The sequence below is a fragment of the Embleya sp. NPDC008237 genome, from assembly GCF_042956465.1.
Taxonomy (GTDB): domain Bacteria; phylum Actinomycetota; class Actinomycetes; order Streptomycetales; family Streptomycetaceae; genus Embleya.
In genome coordinates this window covers 31,076-50,276 of sequence record NZ_JBIBGL010000038.1, presented here as the reverse complement: position 1 = coordinate 50,276, position 19,201 = coordinate 31,076, and the positions used below count along the sequence as shown (strand labels likewise).

The window sequence follows — 19,201 nt, the reverse complement described above, 5'->3', positions numbered from 1 at the left end:
GGTGCGCGCGAAGGGCCCCGGCGGGTTGGCGTCGGGGCACTACCTCCCACCCGCCCGCCCGCTGGGCTTCGCGATTCGTGCGCTGGATCCGCAGGTCGATGTGCGGATCCAGCGCACGAATCGCGAAACATCGACCTCACGGATCTCGCAGGTCACGCATCCGCCCGACCGCGCAGTTCCGAGAACGGAAGCGCGTGTCCGGCATGCCGACGGCTCCGAGTCGAGCATTGCCAACGATATGGTTGCACATCGAAGGGTGTGCACGTAAAGTCACTTAGTGACAGCGAGTCGCCGGCCGTCGGCGAGTCCACGCATGGCAGTGGGCGGGCCCGGCATCATCATGGTGCCGGGCCCCTCGTGACGGAGAATTCACGCGACCGAAAAGCCCTCGCGGCCGCAGCCCCCCGTGGCGACGCTCACGAGCCGAGGATTCGGGACTTCTGGGCCTGGAACTCGCTTTCGGTGAGTACGCCTTGGCTCTTGAGTTCGCCGAGTTCCCTGAGTTGGGCGAGTTTGCCGCTCATCTCGTCGTCCGACGACGGCTGGGCCGGCGCGGGGGCGGGCTGCTCCTTCGTGACGCAGACCGGATCAAGGATCCGGATGATGCCCCGGTCGACCGGATCGACCAGGGGGAGCCCTTCGCCGGTCGAGCATGCGTCGGGCCGCGTTTCCGCGAAGGTGCGCCGGGCGACGGCCTTCTCATCCGGACGGCGCACCCCGATCGCAGTGGGGACGGTGACGGCCTAACGTCGAGGAGGCCGGACCCGGCTCCGGCCGTCGGCCAGGGCCTCCCGCCCGCGCGTGCCCGATACGGATCCCACTTCGGTGGCAGGGCTCCGTGGTCGCGGCGGACCGCACAGCCGCACACACATCACCGTGCTCGCGCCGGTGGTGGGACGGAGACCGAGATGGCGCAGTCGTCGTGGAGCGAGTATCGGACGGGGCAGCGGTTCCCGGGGGTGATCGGGCGCACGACGGAGGAGTCCCGTCCGGCGTGGCCGCAACCGGTGCGGGCGGCGGCGGGCGCGCCGAACGTGTTGTTCATCGTGTTCGACGACACGGGGTTCGGGCAATTGGGCTGCTACGGCAGTCCGATCGAGACGCCGAATCTGGACGCGCTGGCCGCGGGCGGGCTGCTCTACAGCAACATGCACACCACCGCGCTGTGCTCGCCGTCGCGCTCGTGCATCATCACAGGCCGCAATCACCACGCCAACGGCATGGCGGCGATCACGGAATTGGCCACCGGGTATCCGGGCTACGACGGGCAGATCCCGTTCGAGAACGGATTCCTGTCGGAGATGCTGCTGCAGCAGGGCTACAACACGTACATGGTCGGCAAGTGGCATCTGATGCCCTCGGAGCAGGAGTCTGCGGCGGGCCCCTACGATCGTTGGCCGCTGGGGCGGGGCTTCGAGCGGTTCTACGGGTTCCTGGGAGGGGACACGAGCCAGTGGTATCCGGACCTGGTGTACGACAACCACCAGGTCGAGCCGCCGGCCACGCCGGAGGAGGGCTACCACCTGACGGAGGACCTCGTCGAGCGGGCGATGGCGTTCATCGCCGACGCGAAACAGGTCGCCCCGGACAAGCCGTTCTTTCTGAACCTGTGCCCGGGCGCCACCCACGCCCCGCACCATGTGCCGGCCGCGTGGGCGGACCGCTACCGGGGACGGTTCGACGACGGTTGGGACGCCTACCGCGAGCGGACCTTCGCCCGGCAGAAGGAACTCGGTGTGGTGCCCGCGGACGCGAAGCTGTCCCCGCACGATCCGGACGTGCCGGAGTGGGAGTCGTTGTCCCCGGACGCGCGGCGTCTGGCCGCGCGGATGATGGAGGTCTACGCCGGGTTCCTCTCCCACACCGATCACCACATCGGGCGGCTCGTGGACTTCCTGAAGGAGACCGGCGCGTTCGACAACACGCTGATCATGATGGTCTCCGACAACGGTGCGAGCGCCGAGGGCGGGGTCACCGGCACCACCAACGAGCTGCAGTTCTTCAACAACGCGCCCGAGACGCTGGAGGCGAGCCTGGCGCGGATCGAGGAGATCGGCAGTCCTGCCACGTTCAACCACTATCCGTGGGGTTGGACATGGGCGGGCAACACGCCGTTCCGGCGGTGGAAGCGGGAGACCTACCGAGGGGGTGTCAGCGACCCGTTCCTCGTCCACTGGCCCGACGGTATCCGGGCCCGCGGCGAGGTGCGCGACCAGTTCGCGCACATCATCGACATGGTGCCCACGGTCCTCGACGTGCTCGGGATCGAACCGCCCGCGACCATCCGAGGGGTCACCCAGTCACCGCTGCACGGGGTCAGCTTCGCGCACACCTTCGACGACGCCTCTGCGGCGAGCCGCCACCGCACCCAGTACTACGAGATGTTCGGGCATCGGGCGATCGACCACGACGGATGGCGGGCGGTCTGCCCCTGGCCCGGCCCCTCCTTCGCCGAGGCCGAGCGGCCGTTCGGTACTCCGATCACCATGGCGGACCTCGACGACCTCGACGCCCACCACTGGGAGCTGTACCACGTCGACGAGGACGTCGCCGAGACGCGGAACCTCGCCCGGGAGCACCGCGGCAAGCTGATCGAGATGATCGCCCTGTGGTACGTGGAGGCCGGCAGGTACAACGTGCTGCCGATCGACGGCAGCGCCCTGGAACGGTTGATGACCCGGCGCCCACAGATCACCGAGGACCGGACCAGCTACACGTTTCGTCCCGGTACCCAGACCCTGCCCGCCGCGGTCGCGCCCCGCGTCCTCAACCGCCCGCACAGCGTCGTCGCCGACGTCGAGATCCCGCCCGGCGGTGCCCAGGGCGTCCTGCTCTGCCAGGGCACCAACTCCGGCGGCTGGTCCCTCTACGTCAAGGACGGCCGGCTGCACTACGCCCACAACTACCTCCAGCGGGCCCTGCACCACGTGGTCTCCGGCGAGAACGTGCCCGAGGGGCGACACGCGCTGCGTTTCGAATTCGAGCCCACCGGCCTCCCGGACATGGCCCAGGGCAAGGGCGCACCCGGCCGGGCGCAGCTGTACATCGACGGCCGTCTGGTCGGCTGGAGCGACATGCCGGTGACCACCCCGATCGCGTTCAATCCGGGTGGCATGGCCTGCGGCCTCAACCCCGGTTCTGCCGTCACCCCCGACTACCGGGCGCCGTTCCGCTTCACCGGCACCCTGCACAGCGTCACCGTCGACTTGTCCGGCGACCTCATCGTCGACGCCGAGAGCGAGATGCGCATGCACATGGCCCGCCAGTAGGCGGGCCGCCCCCGTGGATCCGCCGGTCGTCGGCGGGCCCATGCGTGGCAGGGGGCGGGCCCGGCATCACCTGGTGCCGGGCCCCTTGCCCTTGCCACCCAGCCGGGCCCCTTGCCCTTGCCACCCAAAAGACCCCGCGACCGGAGAGGTCTCGCGGCCGAAGTCCCGTGACGGTGCTCACGAGCCGAGGATTCGGGACTTCTGGGCCTGGAACTCGCTTTCGGTGAGTACGCCTTGGCTCTTGAGTTCGCCGAGTTCCCTGAGTTGGGCGAGTTTGCCGCTCATCTCGTCGTCCGACGACGGCTGGGCCGGCGCGGGGGCGGGCTCGGCCGCGGCCGGTGGTGCGTCCTGCTCCGCCCAGCGGCCCGCCTGTCGCCGGGAGACCCGGTTGGAGACCGCGGTGGCGGTCCCGGCGACCACGGCGGTGCGGGCGATACCGCGCAATAGACCAGGCATGGTGTTTCTCCTTGACTCACGCAATTCGGTCGGGAGCGAACTCAGGCGTTGGACTCGGCAGCCTCCAGCGACGCCAGGACGTCCTCGACCGGGATGCGTCCGTTGGCGACGAGCCGGCCCCCGCCGCGCCGCAGGGCGGCGGCCAACGGGCCGGCCCACGCGTTCTCGTAGACCAGGACACCCGCGGAGCTGCCGGGTTCGAGGACCCCGCTCACCTCGTCGATCTCGTCCTCGCCGAGCAGACCCGAGGAGACGCCCTCGAAAACGGTGAGGTCGAGCTCGCTGTCGCCGGTCAGGTCGGTGAGTTCGACGCCGCGGATCGACCCGTCCTGTTCCTTCATGACGAAGACCAGATCCAGGATCCGGATGATGCCGCGGTCGACCAGATCGACCAGGAGGGGGAGCCCTTCGCCGGTCATCCGACTTCCGGGGAACTCCACCACCAGGTAGTCGATCGGTCCGGGCTCGTACGGTGCGTCGCTCATGTCAACTCCTGTACTCGGGCCACCGGCGGCGCATCCGCCGGCGTCTGCCCGTACCCGAGAGTGCTGCGTGTTCACGCCGGGTCGGGTCACGCGAGCAGCTTGCGCTTGGCCACTTCGAACTCTTCGGCGGAGATGTCGCCGTTGCTCTTGAGCTGCGCCAGCCTGGAGAGCTCCTCGACGCCGGTGGCCTGCCTGTTGGTGCCTGCGGCTTCACGGACGTACGCCTGGAAGGCCTCGTTCTGTTGCTTGGCCTGGGCGGCGTCACGCCTGCCCATGCCGCTGCCGCGGGCGATCACGTAGACGAACACACCCAGGAACGGCAGGGCGATCACGAAGACCATCCATCCGGTCTTGGCCCAGCCGCCGAGGCTGTCGTCACGCAGCAGATCCGTGATGATCCGGAACAGCAGGAAGAACCACAGGATCCACAGGAACAGCCACAACATGGTGAGGAAGGCGTTGAGGAGCGGATAGTCGTCCACGAGGATGGCTCCTGTCGTGCGTGGCGCCGACCGGCGGTCCATGGACGGGCTCGACAACACAGCCCTGGTGACACGCGGCCCGCGCGCTCTTGACCCCTTCTCCCAGTCGAACCCCGCCCACCCCGGCCCGCAACCGGTGGGGGAGGCACCGCTTCCCCCGCCCGAGCCGAACGGCCCCGATCACCGGACGCCCGTGCCCTGTCCGGTCTGCGAGAAGGCCTGGGACTTCCCTCGGTCCCGTGGCTGCTCTGACGCGGTCGACCGAGGGGGCAACCGTCGAGTGGGTGGGCGGTGCTGCCGAGTCACGCCCCCGGGGCGCGTGATCGTGGCGGTGTCGGAGCGGTGCGGCGCCGAAGTTCGACGGTGATGCGCATACGTGCCTCACCGGGCACCGCCTGCCGACTGCCCCTGCCGTCTGCCGGCAGACTCGGCGTCTGGTCCCGGGGTGTTCCGCTCCGGTGCCCTCCGCACGGATGCGGTCACGTGTGGCGTCCGGCGGCCGGGTGGCAACTGGCCGGTCGATTCGGTGAACCTGCTCAGTGCCTCGTGCGCCACCTGGGAAGCGATCCTTGCAACGGTCCGGTCGGCGACGATGATCGCACCGCGCTCCCGCGAGGATGGCCCGGACGCAGATCGGCTTCACCCGTCACCGCAGCCCGTCTCCTCGACCCCGTCGCCGGTCATCGCGGGTCCCCTCCTGCCGGTCCCGGCGGCGGACGAAGTCGCCCAGTTCGAGGTCACCTTCCATGAACCGCCCGAGCGCGAGGCCGACGACGCCCAGCCCCAGCACCAGCAGGAAAGCCCAGAAGCCACCGAAATACGCGGCGAAACCCAGCGCCATTCCGACCATCAAGCCCACCACAGCCCTGCTCATCACGCGCTCCTTCACTCAAGCGAGCTGCTCCGCCCCGGCCGGCGGATGCGCTGCCGCTCTTCCCCTTCGTCCTCCTCGTCGGGCAGCTTCACGTCGCTGACCAGGATGTTGACTTCCACGGCCGCGAGAACCGGGCGCACCGCCAGGCTCTGCGCCGGGGTTCTCAGTCATCGGGACATTCCTCTCTCACAGAAGCCCAATTTGCAACCTTTATTAAGAGTACAGACTATTTATGGTGTTTTGACGGGCATGTGGACTGTGAGGCGGAGTGCTCCAACGAGTGGCCCGAGCGTCCCTGCCCGGGCCCCTCGCGGACACTCCGGGCGCAACGCGGCACGGCGAGAACCGCAGCCATGGAAGAAAAGGGGGTGGGGGTCGGTGAGAACCGAGACGTGGACGCAGGCAGTACGGCACCAGCTCGACCTGGGCCGGCTGCTCCCGCTCGGCGGGCCCGACGACGGGACATGGATTACCGAGCAAGCGGCCGGCCGGGCCTTGGGGCGCGCTGCCACCGAGGTTCCCGGTGTTTGGCTGCAGTCGCTGCGCATCGGGCCGGCACCACTCGAGCCCGTCTCCGAGCCGGCCGTCCGTCCGCCGGTCAGCGCGCTACCGCCCGGCCCGCTCCGGATCGAGGCCGCGTTCGCAGCATCCCTCCGGCAGCCACTGCCTCACACCGCCGACCAGTTGAGGAACACACTGCTCAAGGCGGCCACCGAACGGCTCGGCCTGTCCACCGTGACAGCCGACTTGCGCGTCACCGATCTCCATGAGGGCCCGGAGACAGGCGGGAATTCTCAGACCGTACCGAGGGCCCCGCAGAAAGCCGCAGCGGCGCGGGGCTTGCCCCCTGCGACAAAAACAGGATCCATGCGGGGGCTCGCCGGAGAGCTGGCCGACGTCGCGGCGGCCGTTCCGGGCGTCGCCCACCTCACCACCCTGCTGGGAAGCCGCCCGGTCAAGGTGGAGCAACATGACGATCCACCCGGCCGGCACATCGAAGTTCGGCTCGCGGTCGCCCCCGGATACCTTCCGGTGGAAGTCGCCCGCGCCGTCCGGGCAGCGGTGGCCGGCTCGGCCACCGGTGGCACCCCGGGCCCGGTCACCACTGCCGTCCTCATCACGGAAACCGCGGCCCAGCCAGACGTCAACGGCGGCTTGACGCGCTGGGCCTGATGCCGATCGCGCTTCTCCAGCCTCACCCGCGGCGGCCCGAACACGCGGACACCAGCCTCGGTGTCGCCGTTGCCGTTTTCCAGGTGGGATCCGGCTCCTCCGAGCGAGGTTGTCCGGCTTGGAGTCCTGCTGGTGGGCGGCCGGAGGTTCGCGATCGAACTCGCGGTGGGCCGCCGAATCCGAAACCAGGGCGACACCGATGTCCTGCTGCTGCGGCGTGACCAGCTCGTGGTCCAGCAGGCTCTGTCGGGCCGGCCATGGTGGGCCGCCGATCCGCCCGGGCAGCCTGCGTCCGTGGGAGCCCGACGAGGTCCCGTCGCCGGAGGTTCACGACATCTGGCGCCGACCCGGGCCCGACGGTCCCTGGTACATCCGGAACATGATCGACGAGTCTCGGGGTCGGGAATGGGTATCACGGCGTGATCCCCGGGTGCACGGACCGATCAGTACGCTCGGCGTCGCGCGTTTGCGCACGGTGGCGGGGCATGATGGGGCGACGGCGGTGGCGGTATGCCCCGAGGGAAGCCCCAACTCCCCGTTCCGCAAGGCCCGTTCGCGGCAGGCGTGGCAGATGGGTCCGTCCGGCCGGTTCCCGGATTCGGCTGCCCGGCGGCCGCTGCGTGCGAGGTGCGTATGTGGGTCTGTGCCACCGCTGGTACTGCTCGCGGCTGTCACTCCCACGGGCCCGCCTTGCGTGTTGGGCAGCCCTTTGTGTATGACGCCTTGTATTCGTAATGCCACGCTTCGTTGTCGTATGGGCGGCACCAGCCGTACGCGGAGCCCTTGCGGTCGAGCCAGGTCTGCGCGGCGCGCGGCGCGATGTCGATCGCCAGGCCGTGTACGTGCAGCGACATCTCCGGGGGCAACACCCGCCGCATCGCCGCCTGGCGCGAACCCTTCGCCTTCAACTCCTCCTCCCACAGCTCTTGTTGGTGCGTCCACGAACGTTTGCCCGAGGTGAGGGAGAGGGTGATGCCCTCCTTCGCCATGTCCGCCTTGATGCGGTTGTACGCGGTGTACGCGGGTCGCGTCAGTGCGCTCGGGTCGGTCGGCGCGTCCACGTCGTTCTTCGGCGGTCCGGACGCAGAGGCCGAGGCGGAGGCCGAAGCGGATTCGGCGATCGGGGTGGCGGTATCGGCCTTCCCGCCGTCGCCGCCGAGCAGTTCGACCCCGATGGCGCCCGTCGCGCCGAGCGCCAGCAGACCGCCCAGTACCCACGCGACCCTCACCCCCCGCCGGCGGCCGGTCGGCTCGCGCGCCGGCGCCGCGGGAGGCGTGGCGGGCTGCGCCGGTATGGTGATCGTGTGGGCGTCGGGCGGCACGACGTACGGCTCCGGCTGCGGTGATGTGGTGTGGTCCATGCCTTCACTGAAGACGAAGGACCGTTGCGGGGGCGTATCCCGTTTTCGATACGGCCGCGATACGCGTAGTCCCCGGCATCCCCGAACCGGCACAGGCCGACTGTGCGACGGTATCGCCGATGGTCACCTCACCCGCCACCCGGCCGAGCCCGCCCCCGGGTCGGCCGACAGCGCGTCACCTGCCGGGCTCGACACCTTCGTCGGGAATCGGTGGCCGGTGAACGTGACCGCGATCCGCAGCCCCTGCATTCCCGGTGTGGCGGAGGACACGACGCAGGGCATCCTCGACATCTTCATCCTCCGGGAGCCGGCCACGACCGGAACAAGTGCATGGTGGTCGTTACCCACTCCCAGCGGCTCGCCGCATGGTCCGACCGTACTCTGACCCTGACCCTGACCCTGTGCAAGGGCAAGGTCGGCGCTGCTTCGCGCCGAGGCCGATGTACGAGGGCGAGCCGTCGGGGTACGGGTCCGCGTTGCTTCGGCAAGGCCTTGCCGGGCACGGATCACGTGGCACGATCCGGCGTGCGGGCTCGGGCGACGCGCGGATCGGTGGGATCGGTCGGCTCGGTGGGATCGCTCGGATCAGGGTCGCCGTGGTGGTCGGTACGTTGAGTACGGCCTCCATGTGTTGAGATCATTCGTCCATGAGCAGCGACCTGGAAGTGAGTGCTCTCGCGATCAATGTCACGATCCCGCAGGCGCTCCGCTGGACGGACACTCGTCGCGGTGAAGCGTTCACGCTGACCACACTCAACGTCCGGCTTCTCCCGGACGGTCACCTCGCCGTGAAGGCCTACGGCCGGCCGGTCGGCGGCGGTCGGGGCGCGTATGTCTCCTTCCCTGTCCCCGACAAGCCCGAACTGGCGGCCCTGGTCGCCGGCGCTGCCGGCCGTGCCGGGGAGTTGTGGGCCGCTCATCGGGGTCTCGGCTGAGCTCGGTTCGACTCGAAAGGCGGACGGACCCGCCCTCGGCCTCGGATCGCGGGACCGCACCGCGTCGAGGATGTGGACTCGGTCAAGCGTCGGTTAGGCTGTGCCCGCGTGTTCATATCGTGTGACGCGCAGTCAATTGCCGGTTATCCGTGGGGGATTCGCATGACAGAGCGCTCGATCGACGCGCAGGACGATGCCCGGGATCGGGCGAAGGACAACCCGCCGGGCGGGTTCGATATCGGCGTTCCCAGCGTGGCACGAATGTACGACTACTATCTCGGCGGCAAGGACAACTACCGAGCCGACCGCGAGGCCTCCGAGGAGTTGTCCAAAGCGGCGCCGGGCACGCGCGCGCTCGCGATCAACAACCGGCGTTTCCTCCAGCGCGCGGTCCGGGTGCTGGCGAGCGAGTACGGCGTGCGGCAGTTCCTCGACCACGGATCGGGCCTGCCCACCCAGGACAACGTGCACCAGATAGCGCAGCGCATCGATCCGGCGTCGCGCGTCGTCTACATCGATCACGACCCGATCGTGTTGGCGCACGGGCGCGCGATTCTCGCGGACAACGACCGAACGACCGTGATCACCGCGGACTTTCGGGACACCGACGCGATCATGAACAACGCCGACGTGACCAAGCTGATCGACTTCACCGAGCCGACGGCGGCGCTGTTCGTCTCGGTCCTGCACTGCCTGCCGGACAGCGACGAACCGGCGGCTCTGGTCGAACGCGTCATGGACCGGCTCGCCCCGGGCAGCTTCGTCGTCATCTCGCACCTGGTCTCGGCGGACTCCGAAGTACGCAAGCGGCTCAGCGACTTCATGCTCACCGCCACCCAGGGCAACTGGGGCCGCGTCCGCGAGGCGGCGGACGTCGAGACGTACTTCAGCGGCCTGGAACTGCTCGCCCCCGGCCTCGTCGAGGTCTCCACCTGGCGCCCGGACGCGACGCCCGGGCCGACCCAGGAGACCGCCGAATGGATCGAGTTCGGCGGCGTCGCCCGCAAGCTCTGATCGCGCCCGTACCGACACCGGTCGGCCGCCGCATGCCGGGCCGACCGGTCCCGCCCGGGCCGTTGCCTCCGAGGCGCCCGAGTCCGCGCTACGCGCGTTCCTCGATCGGGCCGCCCCCGGCGGTCCGCGTGAACACCCGGACTCCCGTCGGCGACGAGGACCAACGGCGGGCGGTCCGGGCAGGGTGGGATCAGGGAACGAGCACGACCGTCTTGCCGGGCAGCCGGCCGGCGCCGGCTTCCTCGTGCATGGCGGACAGCTCGGCCACCGGGCGGCGGGCGGCGACGTGGATCCGGAGCTTGCCGGCATCCACCTTGGCGACCAGCTCGGTCAGCTGGGCTCCGTCGCTGCGGACCCACAGGCTCGCGCTGCGCACCCCGCGCGCGGGGTCCTCGGGAATCGGGCCGGCGGTGCTGGCGGCGATCCCGCTGTCGGCGACGTAGTGGGTCAGTTGCGCGAGTTCCTCCGGGGAGACGCGCACGTGGTTGACCACGACCTGGAACGGACCGCCCACGGCGGCCGGGCCCGCGGCGAGGTCGAGGGGGCCGACGACCCGGTCGGCGCCGTAGCCGCGAAGGCGGTCGGCGTGCTGCGGCGCGTCCACCGCGGTCACGTGCGCTCCCGCGTCGACGGCGAGTTGCACCACGAGGCTGCCCACCGCGCCCCCGGCCCCGTTGACCAGGACCGTCCGACCGGGCTTCAACTCGGCGAGTTCGAACGCCGTCTGCCAGGCCGCCAGGCCGGTCAGCGGCAGCGCCGCGGCGTCGATCAGCTCGATGGTCCGGGGCGCCGGGGCCAGGGATTCGGCCGGGGCGAGCACGTACTCGGCGGCGGCGCCGGCGGTGTCGAGGGGCAGCATCGCCACGACCCGGTCGCCCACCTCCAGGCCCGTCACGTCCGCGCCGAGTTCGGCGACGGTGCCCGCCAGGTCGATCCCCGGCACGTACGGGAGAGCGATCGGGATCATCTCGGCCAGGACGCCGGCGCGGATGTGGTCGTCGACGGGGTTGAACGAGGTGGCCGCCACCCGCACCAGCACCTGGCCGGCACCGGGGACCGGACGGTCGACGTCCTCGTAGCGCAGGACCTCGGTGCCGCCGAACTCGTGGAAACGTATTGCCTTCATGGGATTTTCCTCCAGGGTGTGTCGGTGTCGTCGCCGACGGACGAGGCGATCGGGGGGAAGGTGAAGCACGTCGAGGTGCTCAGGTCAGCTGTACCGACCGGGTGGAGTTGCCCATCACCATGCGGTCGATGGCACTCACGGCGCTGCCGGGGTCGTCGGCGGCGCCGACGGTGAGCAGCAGCGGGACGAAGTGTTCGGCCGTCGGATGGGCGACCGCGGCGCCGGGTGCCTTGACGCGGTAGTCGGCGAGGGCGTCGGCGTCGCCCCGGGCGAGGGCGTCGACGGCCCATTCGTCGAAGGCCGTGGTGTCGGCGGCGAGTTCCGGCCGGCGGAAGACGGCGAAGCTGTGCGTCATGAAGCCCGACCCGAGCACGAGGACGCCTTCCTCGCGCAACGGCCGCAGGCGGGCCCCGAGCCCGAGCAGGGCGCCGGGATCGAGGCTGGGCATGGACAGCTGCACGACCGGGACGTCGGCCGCGGGATACATGGCCATGAGCGGGATGAAGGCGCCGTGGTCGAGGCCGCGGCCGGCGAACTCGTGCACCGGTGTCCGGCCCAGCAGGCCCGTGAGCCGCCGAGCCAGGTCGCCGGCGTCCGGAGTCGGGTAGGGGAGGGTCTTGTAGCGGGGGTGGAAGCCGCTGAAGTCATAGTGGAGCGGGGTGCCGGCCGCGGTTCCGGAGATCGCGACCGGTGCTCGTTCCCAGTGCGCCGAGACGACGACGACGGCCCGGGGCTTGGGCATCGACCGGGCCCAGTCGAAGAGGTCGGCGAGCCACTGCGGATCGTCCAGGGTGAACGGCGCGCCGTGGCTGACGAAGAGGCTGGGCAGGGGCCCGTCGGAGGGACTCCACACCCGTTGCTGGCGTGCTTGCGGCAGGACCCGGGCAAGGAGGTCGTCGTATGCCGCGGCCGGTGTGTGCGACGGGACGTGGGAGGTCAAGCCGTTCGGGGAGGTCAAGCCGTTCGGGAAGGCCGGGCCGTTCGGTGCGGCCAGGCTGCTCGTGGTGGGCATCGAAATCAGCTCCTTCACTTGCCTGGGCAAGTACGGTCACTTGCCCAGGCAAGTGAAAACCTAGCCCCTGAAGGCTTGCCCAGGCAAGTGATGTCGGTTTCCCGGGCAAGTATGATGGGGCTCATGGACACCCAGTCACCCTGGCTCGACGACGACCAGCAGGACCTGTGGCAGGCGCTGCTCACGGTCGTCATCGCCCTCCCGGCGGCCCTCGACCGACAACTGCAGCGAGACGCAGGCATCTCCAACTTCGAGTACGGGGTCCTGGCCCGGCTGTCCATGGCGGACGAGGCCACGATGCGGCTCAGCGACCTGGCCCGGGTCTGCGACAGCACCCAACCCCGCCTGTCGAAGGCGATGGACCGCTTCGAAGCCCGCGACTGGGTCACCCGCCGACCCGACCCCGGCGACGGTCGATACACCCTCGCCACCCTGACCGACGCCGGCCGGCAGAAGCTCGTGCAGAGCGCACCGGAGCACGTCGCACAGGTGAAGCGGCTCGTGTTCGACCCGCTCACCGCCGCGCAGCGCCGTCACCTCGGGATCGCACTCACCCGCATCGCCGCCACCGTGCGCCGCGAACTCGAAGGAGGCTGAGCGCCGTTCCGGGCAGCCGTTTCCGTCGGCTTCGCGATGGCGGTGACATGGCGCACGGCGCAGAGATCAGCGCCCGAGCAACGAAGACGCTCTCACCGTCGAAGGTGACGGCAGGGCCTTCGTGGGACGATCCCCCGGTGCACCGGCCCGCCATCCGATCACCCCGACTCTCCGGCCATCCCGCCGGACCGTGCCCCCGCAGAGGAACCGTCATGGCCCTGCACCGCCTGATCTCCGTCACCATCGGCGTCCCCGCCGTCGCGCGAACGGCCGAGTACTACACCGAGTTCGGTCTGTGCCCCGACACCGACGGCTGGTTCACCACCCGCGACGCGGGCCGCCAACTGCGGATCGTCCCCGCCGCCTCGCGCCGCCTGGTCGAAATACGCGTCGGAGTCGACACCCCCGACGACCTGGCCGCCGCCTCCGCGCGCCTGGAGCGCCTGGGCGCAGCCGGTGAAATGGCCGGCGCGACGCTGACCGCGTACGACCGGCCCACCGGTGTGCGCGCCGTCGTGGAGGTCGCACCCAGGCTCGGTCAGGACCCGGCGCCGCCCACCCCGTACAACGGCCCCGGGCGCGTGGAGCGTGCGGGCCGGGCGCCCGGCGTCCTGCGCACCGGCCCGGTACGGCCGCGCAAGCTCGGGCACGTGGTCCTCGGCAGCCCCGACCTCGACGTCTCCACCGCCTTCTTCACCGACGGGCTCGGATTCAAGACCAGCGACATCATCAAGGGCGCCGGCGCGTTCCTGCGCTGTTCGACCGACCACCACAACCTGCTCGTGCTCGCGGCCCCCGTCCCCTACCTGCACCACACCTCGTGGCAGGTCGACGACATCGACGAGGTCGGCCGAGGCGCCGCCGCGATGCTCGAGGACCACCCGGAACGCCACGTGTGGGGTCTGGGCCGCCATCACGCCGGCTCGAACTTCTTCTGGTACCTCAAGGACCCCGCGGGCAACTTCAGCGAGTACTACTCCGATCTCGACTGCATCCCCGAGGACAGCCTGTGGACGCCCGAGGTCCTCGAAGGTGCCAAGGGCCTGTTCAACTGGGGCCCGCCGCCCCCGCCGTCCTTCCTCGCCCCCGAGGATCTCGCCGCGCTGATGACCGGCGCCCACACCGAGTCGAGGTAGAACACGGCGCGGTGGACAGCGGGCGATCGGCGGGGCGCCAGGTCATGGACGCGGGGCCGCGGCTCGGGCTCGATCGGGTGGCCCCACCTCACCGTGGTGCGGTCGCCGTCGCCAGGAACATCGGCATGGCCAGGAAGAGGCGGTCGGCCTCGGCCCGCGCACGCTGCTCGGCGATCCAGCCGTCCGTCCGCTCGCGCGTGACGGCGCCGGTGGAGCAGGCTCCCTCGGCCAGTCCGGTGAGCAAGGGCAACAGGGTCGGCCCCGTGAAAACGCCCGTGTGCACCTCGACCGTCACGTCGCCGAACCAGGCGTCCAGCAGCAGGTTGCGGTACCGACGAGCAGCACGAGGGCTGGTGGTCATCTCGGCGCGGGCGTGCACGATGGTGCGGGTGAGGGCCGGATCGTCGGAGTCGATCACGAAGGTGTCCCAGTCCTGGCCGAACAGCACGATGCGCCCGCCGGGCGTGAGAACCCTGCGGGCCTCGGCCAGTGCCCGCTCCGGCTCGGTCAGTTCATGGAACACCTTGTCGGCGCGGTAGCCGTCCATCGAGGCGTCCGGCAGCGGGAGTTCGTACGCTCCTGCGATCCGGAAGTCCGCTTCGGGCCACCGGCCGCGGGCGACCGCGATCATGCGCTCGTTCGGGTCCACTCCGACGGCCCGCACGTCCCGCTCGGCCAGTTCCGCCACGGCTCGTCCGGCGCCGCAGCCCACGTCCACGACGGATTTTCCGGGTCCGGCGCCGAGCAAGTCGTAGGAGAGGGAGCGCAGTTCCTTTGCGCCCGGCAGGCGATCGGCGGCGTCGAGCCGGGCGATGAGGTGGTCCGTCGGCGGGGGTGTCTGTTCCGTTTCCCTGGTCATGAGCATCAGGTTGGGACTTAATGTCGGGATGAAGTCAAGCGAATCCAAGACGCTCGTCGGCGGTGAGCGTGGCCTGATGAGCATCGGCGCCCTTGCCGAACGCTTCGGTCTGGCCACACACGTCCTGCGTCACTGGGAGGCGATGGGGCTGCTGGCCCCCGCCCGCGACGCCGCCGGCCGCCGCCGCTACCGCACTGCCGACCTCACCCGTGTCGCCGTCATCCTGCGAGGCAAGGAGGCAGGGCTCTCCCTCGACACCATCCGCGCGCTGGTCGCCACCGCCGATGCCGGGCAGCGACGGAACATCCTGTGCGAAGAGGCCGATGCGCTCCGCTCTCGTATCGCGGCTGCGCAGGCATCACTCGAACTCGTCGAATGTGCCCTCGACTGCGCTCAGGAGGACTTCACCCGGTGCGCCCATTTCCGGCAGGTGGTGCGGGATCGGGTCGGCACGGAGGCGGTCGTGCACACTCCCCTCTGAGGCCCGTCCGACCTACGCCCGGTGCCAGGCGGACCAGTGGCCGCCGGTGCTACGCGTCTTGACCCATTGCTCGACGTCTTCCACGCGCGGTCCCGCCCTGCGTGTGTCGCGGATCAGGGCGCGGGGATGGAGTGGCCGGTCGCGGTGGCCGCGGTGTCGACGAGTTCGAGGAGGGTGCCGGTGAACTCGGGCAGCAGGCGCACCGCGACCACCCACGCGTCGGCGTGGTCGAGTCGGGTACGGACGCGGCGGATCAGCTCGCGGGCCGCGGGGGAGCGGAGGAAACCGGGCGTCCGTGCCGCGTGTTCCGTCGCGACATCCGCCGTCAGCGCGGTCTCGCGCGCGAGCGTGTCGCGGGCGAGAGCCGCGTGGGCCTCGGGGCCGGCGCTCGCCGGCAGGCGCCGGACGAGCTCCGGCGGCAGATGCGGTGCCCGGGCGAGGGCGTCCAGGAGCGGCTCGCGCAACCGCGCCGCGAGGTCCGGCACCCAAGCCGGATCACACAGCGTCAAGGCGACGGCCGCCCCGGCACTCCCATCGGACAGGTTCACGCGCACCATCGTCCGCCACGCCCCAGCCCGTGAGAATCGACGTGGACACGACGGCCGAGGCGCCCGGCGGAACCGACGCCCGGCCGATGAGTACCCGTCCTAGCCCTGGCCCAACACCAGTCGCTGGGCGGGGCGTACCGGTCGGCCGAAGTGGGCGCAGCGCTCCTCGAAACCCGGAGGGAGCCACGCGCCGCCCAGCAGCCGTGGGTGGGCCGGAAACGCCGCGAGGGCCGCCAGCGCGAACATCAGGGATGCCCACGGGGTGTTGACGCGCACGCACATGTAGCCCTTGCCGTACATGTCGTGGTAGCGGGCCTCGAAGACGCCGGGCTCGGGCAGGTCGATCTGGTCGAGACCGGTGAAGCCGAGGCTCAGCGGGTTGCGCGGATGCGCGAGGTACGCGGACATCTGCGTGATGGTCAGTTCGCCGCCGCCGTCGTGCACCCAGCGCGGGACGGTGTCCTGCTGCGCACGCTTGCGGCGCGCCGCGTTGCCCAAAGCGTTCAGGGCCAGCGCGCCCACCACGAACCCCGGCTTCCCGATCGCGGCCACGCCGGTGCTGCGGTAACTGCCGTTGCCCACCGCGCGCAGTCGGAAATGCTCCCCCGCTCCGGTCGCGAGTACGCGCTCACCCGGCTCGATCCGGGCCGTGCTCGCGACGAGCGGGCGGCGGTCCGCCTGGCCGGTGACGACATCGGCCACGATGTCGCAGGTGTGCCAGAGGTATTCGTCGTACTGCGTCCACCCGTCGGCCGAGTGGGAGTCCGTTCGATTCCGCACGCTTGTCCCCTTGCCCGGCGAGCCCCGTGCCACGCCGCAACTCCGAGTCTAAGACCGCGTCCCGCGTGGTGGTTCCTGGCAGCGTCGGTCCTGGCGGATCGGTGCGACGGCGAGGGTTAGGGGCCGGGCAGAGGTCGAATGTCGGCCTGTCCTCCACGACTTGGGCTCCGGTGGTGTCGGTGGTCGGGTGACATGGCTCGTGTCGGTGGTTGTTTCGGGCGCTCACGGCCCTCGGGTGCCGGCAACGCCCTTCACGGAAGCGCATACCCGATCCGGGCCAAGTCCTCGGCGAGTTCGCCCACGCTCGCCTCCGGGTTGAGCGACGAGACGAGGGCCTGTGACAGGGGGCGCAGGGCATAGACGTGGCGTACGACCTCGAGGTCGACGGCGACCTCGTAGTAGTCGGCGGCGAACCGCCGGTATGCCTCGGGCCGGCCGTCGGCCAGAACATCGAACAGCTGCTCGGCGCCGTCCGCGTCCCCTCCGTCTCGCGAGAAGACGATCTCGCGTTTCCCGCGTTCCCCGAACGCACGCCTGTGAACGCACCCCGTGTTCTCGCGATGGCCGTCGGAGTCCTCCGCACTTGCCGGGGGAGTGAAGGTCAGTGGCTCGTCGGATGTCTCGCGACGGGCTTGATGTAGCGGTGGCAGGGGACGAGGACGGAGCCCGTGACGCTGTCCGCCGGATAGTCGAACAAGCCTTCGTCGGTCCAGCCGTTGCGTGCGTAGAATCTGCGGGCCCGGGTGTTGCCGCCCACGACGGCCAACCAGGCCCGATCATGGCCGCCGGCGCCGACGAGGCGCTCGGCTTCCGCGAGCAGTAAGTCCCCCACCCCGATGCCGCGGCGCTCTTTCGACACGTAGATCTGTTCCACCTCGTCGTCGATCACCGTTACGAAACCCGCCACCGCTTGATCGGTGTCGACGACGACCGTGGCGTTGATACGTTCGAGCGCCCGTGTCCTGAACGACGTCGCGCCGCGTACGGCGACGAGAGTATCGGGAACGTGCCCCAGATGGCTTTCACGCCACCCTCGTTGCCAGATCTCCGCGATCGTTCCCACATCGTCCGGATTTGCGGGCCGAAGCATCAAGAACCCCCTGTCAAGCGTCATCGTTCGAACATCCGGCGAGTCCGGCGAGTCCGGCGAGCATCCGGCCGCCGGCGCCTTGCGGCCTCATTGAGGTCATGCCGATTTCGACCGCCTCCGTCAGACGCGGGTGACTTCTTCCAGGTGGCCGAGGGCTCGGCTGCCCGTCCCGGCTGTGCGGTCACCCTCGGGACAATCCTGGCAGCGGAGCACTCGCGGACCGAAACCCTTTCGGCCGTCGCCGAAACGCCTGTCGCAAAACCGCCTTGGCGCGGTCCGAGGCATCCGGAGAAGATGACCTTCACGCCACCTCAGAAGGACATCTCGTGCTGCGCATCACGTTCACGTCGGAAGACCTGGTCAGGACTCGGATCGCCGCGACGTGGGGCCCGCTCGGCGAGACGTTCTTCTCCCTGACGACCCTGCAACAGCCCCAGGGGGAAGCTCTGTTCGGTGCTTGGCGTCAGAGGGTCCAGGCCGAGTCGGCCGCTCGAACGCATCCGGCTTCGGCTCTCTTCCACGAGGCCTTCATGGATCTGTTCACCGTGACGGGAGCGTCAACCTCGATAGAGGAAGGCCTCGAGGCTGTGCGCGCGGCCCGAGCGGACCACCTGCACGCCGAACTCGCCGGAGCGGCCCACGCCCGCGTCCGCTACTCGCGTTGCACGGGACCGTGGGCGGGTACCGCATGGGGAGACATTGCGCACCACCGCGCGGACCGCGAGGAACTGGTGGCCTATCTCCAGGACTCTCACCGCGCTGCCGTAGCCCCTTATTGGCCGCGCATCCTGTCACGCTTACAGGCCGAGCAGGCCGGTCATGCCCGCACACTCGCGGAGCACGGAGTGGAAGCGATGCTCGCGGGGCTGCCGCCCGGATTCCGCTGGCAGGCCCCGACTCTGGAGATCGGCCGAGGAGCACTCACCGGTACCGTCGAACTGGCCGGCCGAGGTCTGTTGCTGGTTCCCTCCGCCTTCTGCCAGACCAGGCCCATCACCTACACCAGCCCCACGGACGATCAGGCGCCCGTCCTGCTGTTCATACCCGTCATCCGCAACGTCACCGACGCCGCCGGCCTGCTGACGACACCGGAAAGTGGACTGGACAAAGCGCTGTCCGCCCTCCTGGGCCGCACGCGCGCCCGCACCCTCGACGCCATCGGCGACGGCCCCTGCACCACCGGACAACTGGCCGAGCGAATCTGCGCATCCCCGCCCAGCGCCAGCGAGCACGCCACCATCCTCCGCCAGGCCGGCCTCGTCACCACCACCCGGCACGGCAACGCCGTACTACACACGCTCACTCCCCTCGGGAACGCGCTCCTCAACGGCCACCACTTCCAGGGGCCGATCCCGAAACCACCGCACGGACGTGCCACCGCATAGCCGGACGTCAAACTGAAGGCCCCACGTCCTCCGGACGCCTTGGGTTCCGGCCTTTACGCCGAGCGAGGGTGGCATCCCGCTCGCCCCCGCCGGCAATGGTTCCGCCGATTGCGGATCCGATGGAAGTCCGCGACCACA

Annotated in this window: 21 protein-coding genes; 9 read left to right on the top strand and 12 right to left on the bottom strand. The window is 70.1% G+C overall.

Annotated elements, in window-relative coordinates; all coding sequences use genetic code 11:
• Positions 1-268: hypothetical protein (locus ACFZBU_RS47175; protein WP_391589982.1), on the top strand; the 268-nt coding region annotated here is incomplete at its 5' end.
• A 148-nt stretch (positions 269-416) separates the two neighbouring features.
• On the opposite strand, the gene ACFZBU_RS47170 is transcribed toward ACFZBU_RS47175, so the two are convergent.
• Positions 417-716 carry an SHOCT domain-containing protein gene (locus ACFZBU_RS47170; RefSeq protein ID WP_391589983.1) on the bottom strand — a complete coding sequence of 100 codons (300 nt, stop codon included), beginning with the start codon at positions 714-716 and terminating at the stop codon, positions 417-419.
• 192 nt (positions 717-908) lie between these two features.
• Between ACFZBU_RS47170 and ACFZBU_RS47165 the strand changes: the two genes are divergently transcribed.
• Positions 909-3,269 (top strand): arylsulfatase, encoded by a 2,361-nt coding sequence (locus ACFZBU_RS47165; RefSeq protein ID WP_391589984.1) that lies wholly within the window; start codon positions 909-911, stop codon positions 3,267-3,269.
• 177 nt (positions 3,270-3,446) lie between these two features.
• On the opposite strand, the gene ACFZBU_RS47160 is transcribed toward ACFZBU_RS47165, so the two are convergent.
• The 4 genes from ACFZBU_RS47160 to ACFZBU_RS47145 all read right to left on the bottom strand — a co-directional run bounded on the left by ACFZBU_RS47160 (position 3,447) and on the right by ACFZBU_RS47145 (position 5,566).
• Entirely contained in the window at positions 3,447-3,725 is a 279-nt protein-coding gene (locus ACFZBU_RS47160; protein ID WP_391589985.1) for an SHOCT domain-containing protein, read from the bottom strand.
• 41 nt (positions 3,726-3,766) lie between these two features.
• The gene (locus ACFZBU_RS47155) at positions 3,767-4,210 is read right to left on the bottom strand and encodes a DUF6325 family protein (RefSeq protein WP_391589986.1); all 444 of its coding nucleotides are present in this window, start codon (positions 4,208-4,210) and stop codon (positions 3,767-3,769) included.
• An 86-nt stretch (positions 4,211-4,296) separates the two neighbouring features.
• Positions 4,297-4,692, bottom strand: coding sequence for an SHOCT domain-containing protein (locus ACFZBU_RS47150; protein WP_391589987.1), 396 nt, complete (start codon positions 4,690-4,692; stop codon positions 4,297-4,299).
• 646 nt (positions 4,693-5,338) lie between these two features.
• Positions 5,339-5,566 (bottom strand): hypothetical protein, encoded by a 228-nt coding sequence (locus tag ACFZBU_RS47145; protein ID WP_391589988.1) that lies wholly within the window; start codon positions 5,564-5,566, stop codon positions 5,339-5,341.
• A 378-nt stretch (positions 5,567-5,944) separates the two neighbouring features.
• Between ACFZBU_RS47145 and ACFZBU_RS47140 the strand changes: the two genes are divergently transcribed.
• Positions 5,945-6,739, top strand: a complete 795-nt coding sequence (locus ACFZBU_RS47140) for a hypothetical protein (protein ID WP_391589989.1) — start codon at positions 5,945-5,947, stop codon at positions 6,737-6,739.
• 671 nt (positions 6,740-7,410) lie between these two features.
• Here the strand turns inward: ACFZBU_RS47140 and ACFZBU_RS47135 are convergent.
• Positions 7,411-8,100 carry a D-alanyl-D-alanine carboxypeptidase family protein gene (locus ACFZBU_RS47135; protein ID WP_391589990.1) on the bottom strand — a complete coding sequence of 230 codons (690 nt, stop codon included), beginning with the start codon at positions 8,098-8,100 and terminating at the stop codon, positions 7,411-7,413.
• A 647-nt stretch (positions 8,101-8,747) separates the two neighbouring features.
• Between ACFZBU_RS47135 and ACFZBU_RS47130 the strand changes: the two genes are divergently transcribed.
• Positions 8,748-9,035: a hypothetical protein gene (locus ACFZBU_RS47130; protein WP_391589991.1), complete on the top strand. Its 288-nt coding sequence runs from the start codon at positions 8,748-8,750 to the stop codon at positions 9,033-9,035.
• Between the two features lie 162 nt (positions 9,036-9,197).
• Complete coding sequence (locus ACFZBU_RS47125; protein ID WP_391589992.1) at positions 9,198-10,049, top strand: SAM-dependent methyltransferase; 852 nt, start codon at positions 9,198-9,200, stop codon at positions 10,047-10,049.
• A 190-nt stretch (positions 10,050-10,239) separates the two neighbouring features.
• Here the strand turns inward: ACFZBU_RS47125 and ACFZBU_RS47120 are convergent, their stop codons facing one another.
• Positions 10,240-11,175, bottom strand: a complete 936-nt coding sequence (locus ACFZBU_RS47120) for an NADP-dependent oxidoreductase (protein ID WP_391589993.1) — start codon at positions 11,173-11,175, stop codon at positions 10,240-10,242.
• A 79-nt stretch (positions 11,176-11,254) separates the two neighbouring features.
• Positions 11,255-12,187, bottom strand: coding sequence for a DODA-type extradiol aromatic ring-opening family dioxygenase (locus ACFZBU_RS47115; protein WP_391589994.1), 933 nt, complete (start codon positions 12,185-12,187; stop codon positions 11,255-11,257).
• 123 nt (positions 12,188-12,310) lie between these two features.
• Between ACFZBU_RS47115 and ACFZBU_RS47110 the strand changes: the two genes are divergently transcribed.
• On the top strand, positions 12,311-12,784 hold the full coding sequence (locus ACFZBU_RS47110; RefSeq protein ID WP_391589995.1) for a MarR family winged helix-turn-helix transcriptional regulator: 474 nt from the start codon (positions 12,311-12,313) through the stop codon (positions 12,782-12,784).
• A gap of 212 nt (positions 12,785-12,996) precedes the next feature.
• Positions 12,997-13,920 (top strand): VOC family protein, encoded by a 924-nt coding sequence (locus tag ACFZBU_RS47105; protein ID WP_391589996.1) that lies wholly within the window; start codon positions 12,997-12,999, stop codon positions 13,918-13,920.
• Positions 13,921-14,008: 88 nt separating this feature from the next.
• On the opposite strand, the gene ACFZBU_RS47100 is transcribed toward ACFZBU_RS47105, so the two are convergent.
• On the bottom strand, positions 14,009-14,779 hold the full coding sequence (locus tag ACFZBU_RS47100) for a methyltransferase domain-containing protein (RefSeq protein ID WP_391589997.1): 771 nt from the start codon (positions 14,777-14,779) through the stop codon (positions 14,009-14,011).
• 28 nt (positions 14,780-14,807) lie between these two features.
• Here ACFZBU_RS47100 and ACFZBU_RS47095 point away from each other — a divergent pair, with 28 nt between their 5' ends.
• Entirely contained in the window at positions 14,808-15,260 is a 453-nt protein-coding gene (locus tag ACFZBU_RS47095) for a MerR family transcriptional regulator (RefSeq protein ID WP_391589998.1), read from the top strand.
• 113 nt (positions 15,261-15,373) lie between these two features.
• Here the strand turns inward: ACFZBU_RS47095 and ACFZBU_RS47090 are convergent, their stop codons facing one another.
• The 3 genes from ACFZBU_RS47090 to ACFZBU_RS47080 form a co-directional block, all read right to left on the bottom strand.
• Entirely contained in the window at positions 15,374-15,808 is a 435-nt protein-coding gene (locus ACFZBU_RS47090) for a hypothetical protein (protein WP_391589999.1), read from the bottom strand.
• A 99-nt stretch (positions 15,809-15,907) separates the two neighbouring features.
• Positions 15,908-16,588 (bottom strand): hypothetical protein, encoded by a 681-nt coding sequence (locus ACFZBU_RS47085; RefSeq protein ID WP_391590000.1) that lies wholly within the window; start codon positions 16,586-16,588, stop codon positions 15,908-15,910.
• Positions 16,589-17,189: 601 nt separating this feature from the next.
• Positions 17,190-17,702: a GNAT family N-acetyltransferase gene (locus ACFZBU_RS47080; RefSeq protein ID WP_391590001.1), complete on the bottom strand. Its 513-nt coding sequence runs from the start codon at positions 17,700-17,702 to the stop codon at positions 17,190-17,192.
• 302 nt (positions 17,703-18,004) lie between these two features.
• Between ACFZBU_RS47080 and ACFZBU_RS47075 the strand changes: the two genes are divergently transcribed.
• Positions 18,005-19,063 (top strand): ArsR family transcriptional regulator, encoded by a 1,059-nt coding sequence (locus ACFZBU_RS47075; RefSeq protein WP_391590002.1) that lies wholly within the window; start codon positions 18,005-18,007, stop codon positions 19,061-19,063.
• Positions 19,064-19,201: the final 138 nt, after the last annotated feature.

Coding starts and splice junctions, on each gene's coding strand:
- ACFZBU_RS47165 (WP_391589984.1), top strand. CDS start 909: ATGGCGCAGTCGTCGTGGAGCGAGTATCGGACGGGGCAGCGGTTCCCG.
- ACFZBU_RS47160 (WP_391589985.1), bottom strand. CDS start 3,725: ATGCCTGGTCTATTGCGCGGTATCGCCCGCACCGCCGTGGTCGCCGGG.
- ACFZBU_RS47155 (WP_391589986.1), bottom strand. CDS start 4,210: ATGAGCGACGCACCGTACGAGCCCGGACCGATCGACTACCTGGTGGTG.
- ACFZBU_RS47145 (WP_391589988.1), bottom strand. CDS start 5,566: ATGAGCAGGGCTGTGGTGGGCTTGATGGTCGGAATGGCGCTGGGTTTC.
- ACFZBU_RS47135 (WP_391589990.1), bottom strand. CDS start 8,100: ATGGACCACACCACATCACCGCAGCCGGAGCCGTACGTCGTGCCGCCC.
- ACFZBU_RS47130 (WP_391589991.1), top strand. CDS start 8,748: ATGAGCAGCGACCTGGAAGTGAGTGCTCTCGCGATCAATGTCACGATC.
- ACFZBU_RS47125 (WP_391589992.1), top strand. CDS start 9,198: ATGACAGAGCGCTCGATCGACGCGCAGGACGATGCCCGGGATCGGGCG.
- ACFZBU_RS47120 (WP_391589993.1), bottom strand. CDS start 11,175: ATGAAGGCAATACGTTTCCACGAGTTCGGCGGCACCGAGGTCCTGCGC.
- ACFZBU_RS47115 (WP_391589994.1), bottom strand. CDS start 12,187: ATGCCCACCACGAGCAGCCTGGCCGCACCGAACGGCCCGGCCTTCCCG.
- ACFZBU_RS47110 (WP_391589995.1), top strand. CDS start 12,311: ATGGACACCCAGTCACCCTGGCTCGACGACGACCAGCAGGACCTGTGG.
- ACFZBU_RS47105 (WP_391589996.1), top strand. CDS start 12,997: ATGGCCCTGCACCGCCTGATCTCCGTCACCATCGGCGTCCCCGCCGTC.
- ACFZBU_RS47100 (WP_391589997.1), bottom strand. CDS start 14,779: ATGACCAGGGAAACGGAACAGACACCCCCGCCGACGGACCACCTCATC.
- ACFZBU_RS47095 (WP_391589998.1), top strand. CDS start 14,808: ATGAAGTCAAGCGAATCCAAGACGCTCGTCGGCGGTGAGCGTGGCCTG.
- ACFZBU_RS47080 (WP_391590001.1), bottom strand. CDS start 17,702: ATGACGCTTGACAGGGGGTTCTTGATGCTTCGGCCCGCAAATCCGGAC.